This is a genomic window from Mesorhizobium sp. 8 (assembly GCF_006351905.1).
Lineage (GTDB): Bacteria > Pseudomonadota > Alphaproteobacteria > Rhizobiales > Rhizobiaceae > Mesorhizobium > Mesorhizobium composti.
Genome location: NZ_CP040914.1, coordinates 750427 through 760996, shown reverse-complemented (window position 1 = coordinate 760996; position 10570 = coordinate 750427). Strand labels below are relative to the sequence as shown.

Genomic DNA, 10570 nt, shown 5'->3' with positions numbered 1-10570 from the left:
GGTTTTCCAACGCTCATTTCGCCTTTTCTTTCAAGAGGATATGGCCGGCAATCAAAAAGCTTCGACAAGCCTCGGAACGACGCTGGATAGCGATACCGATCGAGAGGGTGAATCCGGCGTCGGAAATCACGCGCAACGTCCCTTACGGAGATAGCCGGCCGCTCCGGGCGCGGCCGTTATCGAACAGGTGCGGCACTCCACCCGGCGGAGCGGAATTCGCAGGCGAGCTTGTTTTCACGGCCGGCGCTTTGCTTTACGAATGGGATGCGAGGAAAAAGGCCGGCGGGGCGTCCATGCCGAATTTCGACAGCCTGTTCAATGCCTTCGTCACCATATTGGTGACGATCGATCCGCCCGGTCTGGCGCCGCTGTTCCTGGCCGTGACGCGCGGCATGAACCGCGAGCAGCGCAGCCAGGTCTCGATCCGCGCCTCGATCATCGGCTTCGCCGTGATCGCGCTGTTCGCCATCGCCGGCGCCTCGATCCTGACGGTGTTCGGTATCACGCTGCCGGCCTTCCGCGTCGCCGGCGGCTTCCTTCTGTTCTTCATCGCCTTCGAAATGGTGTTCGAGCGGCGGCAGGACCGCAAGGAGAAGATCTCGGACGTGGCGATCACCCGCGATCACATCCAGAACATCGCCGCCTTCCCGCTGGCGATTCCGCTGATCGCCGGGCCGGGGGCGATCTCAGCGACGGTGCTTTTGTCCGATTCCTTTCACGGCGTGGGCGGACGCGCGGTTCTGGTCGGCATCATCTTCCTGTGCCTGGTCATCACCTATCTGGTGTTCGTGCTCTCCGAATGGATCGACAAGGCGCTCGGCCAGACCGGCCGCTCGATCCTGACGCGCCTGCTCGGCGTCATCCTGGCCGCCCTTGCGGTGCAGTTCGTGGCGGACGGCATCAAGGCACTGGCGGCGGGATAGAGCGCCGCCGGCGGCACTATTTCGCGGCCGTATCGACCACTTCGAAATCGTGCGTGATCGTCGCCGTCTTGGCCATCATCGCCGAAGCGGAGCAGTATTTCTCGATGGACAGGTCGATGGCCCGCTTGACCTTGTCATGCGAAAGCGCCCTGCCCTTGACGATGAAGTGCATGTGGATGCGGGTAAAAACCTTCGGCTCGGTCTCGGCGCGGTCGGCGTCAAGTTCGACAACGCAATCCTCGATCGCCTCGCGTCCCTTTTCCAGGATATGCACGACGTCATAGGCCGAGCAGCCGCCGGTGCCGATCAGCACCAGTTCCATCGGGCTCGGCCCCGGCGTGTGTCCCTCGGGACTGGAAGCGGTCCCCAGGACGAGCTTATGGCCGCTGCCGGATTCACCGACGAAGGTGCGCTCCTCGACCCATTTGACTCGAGCTCTCACTGTCGATCCCCTTATCCGGAACGTTGCCGCCTGCCTTCAAAACGGCCGTGATCAGAACGGGATCTCGTCATCCAGTTCGCGGGAGGCACCGCCACCGCCACCACCCCCGCCGCTGCGGGCCGGGCTTCCGCCGCCGCGGCCGCCATAGCTGTCCGACTGGCCGAAGCTGTCGCGGTTGCCGCCGGAGTAGCCGACCTGGCCGCCTTCGCCACCCTGACCGCGCGCGTCGAGCATCTGCAGCTCGCCGCGGAACTTCTGCAGCACCACCTCGGTGGTGTAACGGTCCTGGCCGTTCTGGTCCTGCCACTTGCGGGTCTGCAACTGGCCCTCGACATAGACCTTCATACCCTTCTTCAGATACTGCTCCGCGACCTTGGCCAACTGGTCGTTGAAGACGACGACGTTGTGCCATTCGGTCTTTTCCCGGCGCTCGCCGGAGCTCTTGTCGCGCCACGTCTCCGATGTGGCGACGCGGAAATTGACGACCGGATCGCCGGAATTCAGCCGGCGGATTTCCGGATCGGCACCGAGATTACCGACCAGAATGACCTTGTTGACGCTGCCAGCCATGAACTTTCTCCACGCTCGTCCGAAACCAATTTTCTGGCACCATACAGCTTGAGGGCTCGGCCTGCCTGTTTTGCCGCTGCTTACCCACAGTGTTTTTGTTCTCTGTATGTTCTAATTCTGCCGAGGCATAGTGTCAAGAACAGCTTGCGTCCAACATGGTTGCATCGCGATGGTCGTCGACTGCCGCCATTGGCTCCCCCGCTGGTTCGGCGCTATACTTCATCCATGATCGGCAAATCGCTTTCCACGCCCTTTCCGCTCGCGGCAATCCTGATCTTCGCCGTGATGCCGGCGGCTTTCGCCGCTGGGACGGCTAAACGCCCCACGCAGACGGAATTGCCCGGCGTGCAGGGCGACTATCGGATCGTCCGGCCCGCGCCGGAGCCTGACGACGATGCCGCTTCCGCACCAACCGGCCAGTTCAAGATCGGCGACATGGATGTGCGGATCAGCGGAAACGTGACGATCGACGTCGGTGTCGGTTCGCTGCCGCTGCCTCGGCGGTAACGTTCGCTACGGATCGACGGCCTGTCCGTTCCCGCGTCTTACCAAATGGCCGGGCGATGGACATGAATTGGCCCCGCCGCTGCCTTGGCAATGCGGACGGGGCCTCTCTGGGGTCAACCCAATGTTTCGCCGGGAAAGTTTTACCGGCTTTCGAATTCGGATGCTTCGCGGCACTCAGCCGACGATCCGACAGCAGTCTCTGATTGTAGGGAAATCGGCAGATGGATCACGCCGCTTGCCTTGGGCTACGGCATCCGTTTCCGCCGCGGCTCCAGCTAGACGCGGAGCCTTTCGGGACTGTCCGGTGGAGTCATGCCTCGCTCCTTCTGTCCGTTGCGTGTCTGCCGTCTGAAGCCTGCTTCGTGGCTTGCGGCGCCTCGCAAGCCGCCGGTCGGCTCGGAGCGCCTCGCGGAGGCTCGGCTTCATCGACTTGCCGCAGTTTGATACCGCAATGCCGCTGCGTCAACCGGAAGATGGCCAGCCGACAAAATTGTGATCGAAACGATTTCGTTCCTGTGCTGTGGACGCGCCGGTTCGCCGCCATTCCTGCCATAACCTTGTCAGCAGCTCGTTCAGCCTTTGTTCTTTGTGCTTGCCGGGGCGCTGCAAAGGCGGTTAAACCCTCTCCGGAGGCTGGCGTCACTCGACGCGGCGGCGAAAATACCTACATGAAGGGCTGGCTGGGGCTCCCCGCCATCCCGACAATGCGAAAATCGAGGCGGCGGACCGGCCATGGCCGACCACAAGTTCATTTCCATTCGCGGCGCGCGCGAACACAATCTCAAGAACGTCGATATCGACCTGCCGCGGGACTCGCTGGTGGTGATGACCGGCCTTTCGGGGTCCGGAAAATCCTCGCTCGCCTTCGACACCATTTATGCCGAGGGCCAGAGGCGCTATGTCGAGAGCCTTTCTGCCTATGCGCGCCAGTTCCTGGAGATGATGCAGAAGCCGGACGTCGACCAGATCGACGGGCTGTCGCCAGCGATCTCCATCGAGCAGAAGACGACCAGCCGCAATCCGCGCTCGACGGTGGGCACCGTCACCGAGATCTACGACTACATGCGCCTTCTGTTCGCACGCGTCGGCATTCCCTATTCACCGGCGACAGGCCTGCCGATCGAGAGCCAGACCGTGTCGCAGATGGTCGACCGGGTACTGGCGCTGGAGGAAGGCACGCGCCTCTACATCATGGCTCCCATCGTGCGCGGCCGTAAGGGCGAGTACCGCAAGGAACTGCTGGAGTTGCAGAAGAAGGGCTTCCAGCGCGTCAAGGTGGACGGCACCTTCTACGAGATCGCCGACGTGCCCGCGCTCGACAAGAAGTACAAGCACGACATCGACGTCGTGGTGGACCGCATCGCGGTGCGGCCGGATCTCGGCACGCGGCTCGCCGATTCCGTCGAGACGGCACTGAAGCTGGCGGACGGCCTGTGTGTGGCGGAATTCGCCGACCGCCCGCTGCCGAAGGAAGAGACCGCCGACGGCGGTGCGGCCAACAAATCGGCCAACGACACCCACGAACGCATCCTGTTCTCGGAAAAGTTCGCCTGCCCGGTCTCCGGCTTCACCATTCCGGAGATCGAGCCGCGCCTGTTTTCCTTCAACAATCCGTTCGGCGCCTGTCCGACCTGCGATGGCCTCGGCAGCCAGCGCGCCATCGACCCGAACCTGGTGGTCCCGGACGAAAATGCGACGCTGCGCAACGGCGCCATCGCACCGTGGGCCAAATCGACCTCGCCCTATTACGTGCAGACCCTGGAGGCACTCGGCAAAGTCTACGGCTTCAAGCTTGGAGACAAGTTCGCCGATCTGCCGAAGGAGGCGCAGGACGCCATCCTGCACGGCACCGGCGAGCGCGAGGTGACGTTCAACTACGACGACGGCCTACGTTCCTACAAGACGACCAAGACCTTCGAGGGCGTGATCCCGAACCTGGAGCGGCGCTGGAAGGAAACGGAATCGGCCTGGATGCGCGAGGAGATCGAGCGCTTCATGTCGGCCACCCCCTGCCCTGCCTGCAACGGCTACCGTCTCAAGCCTGAGGCGCTGGCGGTGAAGATCGCCGGCAAACACATCGGCGAGGTGACCGAGCAATCCATCCGCAAGGCCGACCAGTGGTTCACCGATCTGCCGGGGCAACTGAGCGAAAAGCAGAACGAGATCGCCGTGCGCGTGCTCAAGGAAATCCGCGAGCGGCTACGCTTCCTCAATGATGTCGGCCTCGACTACCTGACGCTGGCGCGCAATTCAGGCACGCTGTCGGGCGGCGAGAGCCAGCGCATCAGGCTCGCCTCGCAGATCGGTTCCGGCCTGACCGGCGTGCTCTATGTGCTGGACGAGCCGTCCATCGGCCTGCACCAGCGCGACAATGCCCGCCTGCTCGATACGCTCAAGCACCTGCGCGACATCGGCAATACGGTGATCGTCGTCGAACATGACGAGGATGCCATCCTGCATGCCGACTATGTGGTCGATATCGGGCCGGCGGCCGGCATCCACGGCGGCCGCGTCATCGCCCAGGGCACGCCGCGCGAAATCATGGCCAATCCCAATTCCATCACCGGCAAATATCTGTCGGGCGAGCTGGAGATCGCGGTCCCGGACCAGCGGCGCGCAGGCAAGAAAGGCAAGCGCATCAAGGTGGTCGGCGCGCGAGGCAACAACCTCAAGGACGTCACGGCGGAAATTCCGCTCGGCACCTTCGCCTGCGTGACCGGCGTTTCGGGCGGCGGCAAGTCCACCTTCCTGATCGAGACGCTGTTCAAGGCGGCTTCGCGGCGCATCATGGGCAGCCGGGAGCATCCGGCCGAGCATGATCGTATCGAGGGGCTGGAGTTCCTCGACAAGGTGATCGACATCGACCAGTCGCCGATCGGCCGCACGCCGCGCTCCAACCCGGCCACCTATACCGGCGCCTTCACGCCGATCCGCGACTGGTTCGCCGGCCTGCCTGAAGCCAAGGCGCGCGGCTACCAGCCGGGCCGCTTCTCCTTCAACGTCAAGGGTGGCCGCTGCGAGGCCTGCCAGGGCGACGGCGTCATCAAGATCGAGATGCACTTCCTGCCCGACGTCTACGTGACCTGCGATGTTTGCCACGGCAAGCGCTACAATCGCGAGACGCTGGACGTCACCTTCAAAGGCAAGTCGATCGCAGACGTGCTCGACATGACCGTGGAGGAAGGTGTCGACTTCTTCTCGGCCGTGCCGGCGGTGCGCGACAAGCTGCAGACGCTGAAGGATGTCGGCCTCGGCTACATCCACATCGGCCAGCAGGCGACCACGCTGTCGGGCGGTGAGGCGCAGCGCATCAAGCTGGCCAAGGAACTGTCGCGCAAGGCGACCGGCAAGACGCTCTATATCCTCGACGAGCCGACGACCGGCCTGCATTTCCATGACGTCGCCAAGCTTTTGGAAGTGCTCCAGGAACTGGTCAACCAGGGCAATACGGTGGTCGTCATCGAGCACAATCTGGAGGTCATCAAGACCGCCGACTGGATTCTCGATCTCGGTCCCGAAGGCGGCGACGGCGGTGGTGAGCTGGTCGCCAGCGGCACGCCTGAGGACATCGTGGCCGAGCCGCGCAGCTATACCGGGGAATTCCTGAAGGAACTTCTGGAGCGGCGGCCGAAAGGCAAGCGCGAAGCGGCTGAATAGCTGCCGCTGTCGGCGGGTCGTCGGTGATCGGCCGGTCCTGAAAAAGGACGGGCGAGCCTTTCGACCCGCCCGTTTCGCCCCCCGGCGTATAGCAACCGGCACAGCCGTTGGGAACTGTGCGATGCCCCCGAGCCAAAGAACCGGGATCGTAAGAATCAACCTTTAAGGTGCAACGGAAAGTTGCGCATACCCCATTTGGGTTACTTGGCTTCTTTTATGCCTTACGATCCAGTCCCAAAGACAATCGGCTATGAGGCCTCTCTTCCAGAATTGGCAGGAGCATCACGACGAAAAATGTTTTCGGATGGTGACGCGGAGCCTGTCGTGGTTTCTATGGACGGCTACGGGATTTTGCTGCGGCCACGCGGGGCGCATTGTGACTTCAAACGAAGTCGAGGATTGACGGCAGAAGGACGAATTCGATGGGCAAAAACGGAACGATCCGCGCCGGCATGGGCGGCTGGACCTTCGAGCCGTGGGAAACCTCCTTCTATCCCGACAAATTGCCGAAAGCGAAGCAGCTGAACTATGCCTCCCGGCAGGTGCCGACCATTGAAGTCAACGGTACCTATTATTCCAGCTTCAAGGAGCCGACCTTTGTCAAATGGGCGAACGAGTCTCCGGACGGGTTCGTTTTTTCACTCAAAGGCAACCGCTTCGTCACCAACCGGCGCGTGCTTGGCGAGGCCGGCGAATCGATGATGCGCTTCCTGGACTCCGGCGTTGCGGCGCTCGGCGAGAAACTCGGCCCGATCCTGTGGCAGTTCGCACCGACCAAGCGCTTCGACCCCGACGATTTCGAAGCCTTTCTGAAGCTGCTGCCGCAGAAGCAGGACGGCGTGGCGTTGCGGCATGCACTGGAAGTCCGCCACGACAGCTTCGTGACGCCCGCGTTTCCGAAGCTTGCCCGAAAGTACGGAGCCGCGATCGTCTATGCCGACCATGCGGCCTATCCCGCCATCGCCGACGTCACCGGCGATTTCGTCTATGCCCGTCTGCAGACCGGCAAGGACGACAACCCGGATTGCTATGAACCGGCACGACTCGACCAGTGGGCAGACAGGGTGAAAAGCTGGGCGGCAGGCAAGGAACCCGCCGACCTGCCGAAGGCGGACACCGACACCACGGCGCCGGAAAAACCGCGCGACGTGTTCGTCTACTTCATCACCGAAGGCAAGGTTCGAGCGCCTTTTGGCGCTCAGGCGCTGATGAAGCGGGTGAATCCGGACAGGTAATGAAATGGTGGGCAGGGTTGAGCCCCTGCCCCGATAACCGGCGGCTTCAGCTGCCGCGGGCGACGCGCTCGATCTCTTCGCGCACCAGCCGCTCGACCAGCGTAGGCAGGTTATTGTCCAGCCAGTCCTGAAGCATCGGCCGTAGCATTTCTTCGGCCATCTCGTCGAAACTCTTGCGGCTGCGCGAAGCGAAAGCCTCGGACAATTCGCCGAAGGCGGCAGCGACCTGCCGGCTGGTCTGTTCCGAAACGAGTGCAGATCTCGCCGGTGTCTCGTCTGTTGCCGCCACCTGCGGCGGTGAGACCTGCTGCGCGACCTCGGGTGAAACCTGCTCGTCCACGGTCTCGTTCGTGTCGAACTCTACGGGTGTCTGTCGGTCTGCGCTCGGCGAAGAGTTGCCGGCGACCGCGATGTCACGCTGCCAGTCCGCCGTGATCGCATCGGCACTGGTGGTTTCCTTCGGGGTTTCCGCCTGCTCGGCGGCTATGCGGGCGCCTACTTCGGCCAGCGTAATAGCTGGACGTGGCGTCGACTCCGCCGAATTGGCGGCCGAAAGCCCGGCCTGCGCGACGGTATGTGCGGTCACTCCAGCTTCGGCGTGCGTTTCATGCAATTCGGCACGAAAGGCTTCGACCACGGGCGCGACCACTTCGTCCTCGGCCCGCTCATGGATGGCTTCAATCGCTTCGTCGGCCTGCTTACGGCCAGAATCGCTGTCTTCGATGATCCTTCGGATGGAAGCCAGAATCTCTTCCATGGAAGGTTCGCGCTGTACGCTGCTTGCCGTCGCCATCGTCACATCCGCCGCCCTTGTGACCGTATTGCCGATTTCGGCCCGGCCGGTGGCCGACTCGAATCATTTCGGTAAGCGTACTCGACGGATCGCCGACCGAGAATCCCCAATCTCGGCGGGCTTCGGATTTCAACAGATTAGCAGGTTGGGTGCCTTTGGTGTCACGCAGGGCCCGCTGCTCGTCGCGGTTGTCAGCGGCCGTCAGGCGTGCGCAGGCCGAACCACTTGTCCTTGACGGCGTTGTAGTGCTCCTCGGGGTGGTACTTGGCCACCTGCAGGCCGAGCCGCTCCGTCGTCAGATGGCCGACGGCGTTGAGGATGAAGTAGCTCGCCACCACGACGTCATGCTCGGACGTCGCCAGGTTGATCCGGGCGGTGATGACGTCGTTCTGGGCGTTCAGGACATCCAGCGTCGTGCGCTGGCCGACATTGCGCTCCTCGATGACGCCGTTGAGCGCGAGCTGCGCGGCCGACACCAGTGCGCGGTTGGCGTCGACGCCCTCGCGGGCGGCCGTGTACTGGGTCCAGGCGGAAGCGACAGCGTTGCGGACCTGGTCGCGGCTGACATCGACCTCAATGCGAGCCTGGCCGAGCGTTTCCTTGGCCTGGCGCACCTGCGCATCGCCGCGGCCGCCGGTATAGATCGGGATCGTCAGCGTGGCGCCTATGCTGGCGGAGGTGGAATCGCCGTTGGGAGTTCCTCCGATGGGAGACTGGTCGCGATAAAGCTGCGAGACGCCGGCAGAGGCGGTGACCTGCGGCAGCAGAGCGCCCTCGGAAGACTTCACCGAGAACGACGCCGCATCGACCAGATGTTCGTTGGCAAGGATCGCCGGATGCTCGGCGGCGGCGATGCCGATCGCCGATTCGAGGCTCCTGGGCAGCAGCCTGGCGAGCGGCGACGCGGCTTTCAGCTTGCCCGGATCTTCGCCGACGAGCTGATGGTAGGCGGCAGCACTTGCCAGAGCCTGTGCGCGCGCCGCACTCGCCTTGGCGACGGCGGCCGAACGTGACGCATCGGCCTGGGCGACGTCGGTGCGCGTGCCCTCGCCCACTTCCAGCCGCGAGCGCGCGGCGCGCACCTGCTCGGTCAGGGCCTTCAGGTTCTGCTCCGTCAGCGCGGCGATCTGCCGGTCGCGGATGACGTCCATATAGGCGGTCGCGGCGGCGAGAAGGATGTTCTGCTCGGTGTTGCGCAGGCTTTCGTTCGAGGCCTGCACCTTCGCCTCGGCGGCGGCGACGTTGTTACGGGTCTGGAAGCCGTCGAACAGCGTCTGGTTGAGCTGGATGCCGAAATTGGCTGTTCCCAGGCGCACCGTCTGTCCGGCGGTTCTTGTGTTGGAATAATCGATGCTGGCCGAACCGGCGACGGTGGGGCGGTAGCCGGACTTGGCGATGGCGACGCCCTCGTCGGTGATGCGAACACCGGCGCGGGCTGAGTTGAGCTGCGAATTGTTCTGATAGGCCTTGGCGAGCGCCCCGAGGATGGTTTCCGCGGATGCCGGCAAGGCAGGAAACAGGCTTGCTGAAACAAGCAGGACGGCAGCGAGACTCTTGGTTACAGACGGCACGGCTTGTCCCTCATTCGTTTCATGGGAACCACGCGACCTCGGCTTCGCAACGGCGGGCCAATGTCGCGTCTACGGTTCCTGCTGCGCAGCCCCGCTCGAGAAGAGAACCGCCTCAGCAACGATCATTATGCTTTAGCCAACATGACAACGCGTCGGCTGCAAGGCAAAATCACTCAGAACTCGAAAACGCGAATACGTTCAAAACCGGGTAGTGGCTTTATTGCCGCATTAAATGCACGTCGCCCGGTCGCCACGCCAGTAGTCTTCAAAAACAGACGGGCGATTCCGGCGTTGCCATGTCCTTCGACGGCAACCAGGCGCCCGTTTTCCGCGAGCTGGTCCAGCAGTGCCTGGGGGACTTCTTCGACGCTGCCGCCGAAGACGATCGCGTCGTAAGGAGCGTTGGCGGAATGGCCTTCGCGCAACGGCCCGGTGACGACGGTGACATTGTCGCACCCCTGTGCCGCAAGGATTTCGGCAGCCTGTGCGGCCAGAGCCGAATCACTTTCCAGCGCCACGACCGAGCGCGCGAGCTTCGACAGGAGCGCCGAGGCGTAGCCGGTTGCTGCGCCGACATCGAGCACATTGTCCTGGGGGCCGACGTTGGCAAGCTGGATCAGGCGGGCAAGCGGGCCGGGTTCCATCAGGTAGCGCGCGCCGTCCGGACCGTCGGCGATGCGTAAATCCTCGTCGATATAGGCGAGATCGGGATTGGCGGTGCCTATGAAAGCCTCGCGCGGCACGGTCAGCAGCGCTTCCAGCAGAGCGGCATTGGTCACATCGACGGTGCGGATCTGGCCGTCCACCATCTTGGCGCGACGTTCGGAAAAATCAGCCTTCATGGTTCAGTCCGCGCGCGCCCCGAATCTTTC

Annotated in this window: 9 protein-coding genes; 4 read left to right on the top strand and 5 right to left on the bottom strand. The window is 63.3% G+C overall.

The genetic code is table 11. From position 1 onward, the window contains the following. Positions 1-293 precede the first annotated feature (293 nt). On the top strand, positions 294-923 hold the full coding sequence (locus FGU64_RS03505; protein WP_136353849.1) for a MarC family protein: 630 nt from the start codon (positions 294-296) through the stop codon (positions 921-923). A 16-nt stretch (positions 924-939) separates the two neighbouring features. On the opposite strand, the gene FGU64_RS03500 is transcribed toward FGU64_RS03505, so the two are convergent. Together FGU64_RS03500 and ssb are read right to left on the bottom strand one after the other, a co-directional pair. Further along, entirely contained in the window at positions 940-1365 is a 426-nt protein-coding gene (locus FGU64_RS03500; RefSeq protein WP_136353851.1) for an OsmC family protein, read from the bottom strand. 51 nt (positions 1366-1416) lie between these two features. Beyond that, complete coding sequence (ssb, locus tag FGU64_RS03495) at positions 1417-1935, bottom strand: single-stranded DNA-binding protein (protein WP_136353853.1); 519 nt, start codon at positions 1933-1935, stop codon at positions 1417-1419. Positions 1936-2160: 225 nt separating this feature from the next. On the opposite strand from ssb, the gene FGU64_RS03490 reads away from it, so the two are divergent. The 3 genes from FGU64_RS03490 to FGU64_RS03480 all read left to right on the top strand — a co-directional run bounded on the left by FGU64_RS03490 (position 2161) and on the right by FGU64_RS03480 (position 7334). Beyond that, on the top strand, positions 2161-2442 hold the full coding sequence (locus tag FGU64_RS03490) for a hypothetical protein (protein WP_139950898.1): 282 nt from the start codon (positions 2161-2163) through the stop codon (positions 2440-2442). A 732-nt stretch (positions 2443-3174) separates the two neighbouring features. After that, positions 3175-6099: an excinuclease ABC subunit UvrA gene (gene uvrA, locus FGU64_RS03485; protein ID WP_139950897.1), complete on the top strand. Its 2925-nt coding sequence runs from the start codon at positions 3175-3177 to the stop codon at positions 6097-6099. Positions 6100-6521: 422 nt separating this feature from the next. Continuing rightward, positions 6522-7334 (top strand): DUF72 domain-containing protein, encoded by an 813-nt coding sequence (locus tag FGU64_RS03480; RefSeq protein WP_139950896.1) that lies wholly within the window; start codon positions 6522-6524, stop codon positions 7332-7334. A gap of 46 nt (positions 7335-7380) precedes the next feature. On the opposite strand, the gene FGU64_RS03475 is transcribed toward FGU64_RS03480, so the two are convergent. The 3 genes from FGU64_RS03475 to FGU64_RS03465 all read right to left on the bottom strand — a co-directional run bounded on the left by FGU64_RS03475 (position 7381) and on the right by FGU64_RS03465 (position 10540). Beyond that, on the bottom strand, positions 7381-8127 hold the full coding sequence (locus FGU64_RS03475) for a PopZ family protein (RefSeq protein WP_139950895.1): 747 nt from the start codon (positions 8125-8127) through the stop codon (positions 7381-7383). A gap of 191 nt (positions 8128-8318) precedes the next feature. Further along, on the bottom strand, positions 8319-9698 hold the full coding sequence (locus tag FGU64_RS03470; RefSeq protein ID WP_139950894.1) for a TolC family outer membrane protein: 1380 nt from the start codon (positions 9696-9698) through the stop codon (positions 8319-8321). 173 nt (positions 9699-9871) lie between these two features. Then, positions 9872-10540: a protein-L-isoaspartate O-methyltransferase gene (locus FGU64_RS03465; protein ID WP_136353865.1), complete on the bottom strand. Its 669-nt coding sequence runs from the start codon at positions 10538-10540 to the stop codon at positions 9872-9874. Positions 10541-10570 lie beyond the last annotated feature (30 nt).

What these genes read in the sequence shown, in the direction of transcription:
- FGU64_RS03465 (WP_136353865.1), bottom strand. Translation starts at nt 10,540, where the DNA reads ATGAAGGCTGATTTTTCCGAACGTCGCGCCAAGATGGTGGACGGCCAG.
- FGU64_RS03505 (WP_136353849.1), top strand. Translation starts at nt 294, where the DNA reads ATGCCGAATTTCGACAGCCTGTTCAATGCCTTCGTCACCATATTGGTG.
- FGU64_RS03480 (WP_139950896.1), top strand. Translation starts at nt 6,522, where the DNA reads ATGGGCAAAAACGGAACGATCCGCGCCGGCATGGGCGGCTGGACCTTC.
- FGU64_RS03475 (WP_139950895.1), bottom strand. Translation starts at nt 8,127, where the DNA reads ATGGCGACGGCAAGCAGCGTACAGCGCGAACCTTCCATGGAAGAGATT.
- FGU64_RS03490 (WP_139950898.1), top strand. Translation starts at nt 2,161, where the DNA reads ATGATCGGCAAATCGCTTTCCACGCCCTTTCCGCTCGCGGCAATCCTG.
- uvrA (WP_139950897.1), top strand. Translation starts at nt 3,175, where the DNA reads ATGGCCGACCACAAGTTCATTTCCATTCGCGGCGCGCGCGAACACAAT.
- ssb (WP_136353853.1), bottom strand. Translation starts at nt 1,935, where the DNA reads ATGGCTGGCAGCGTCAACAAGGTCATTCTGGTCGGTAATCTCGGTGCC.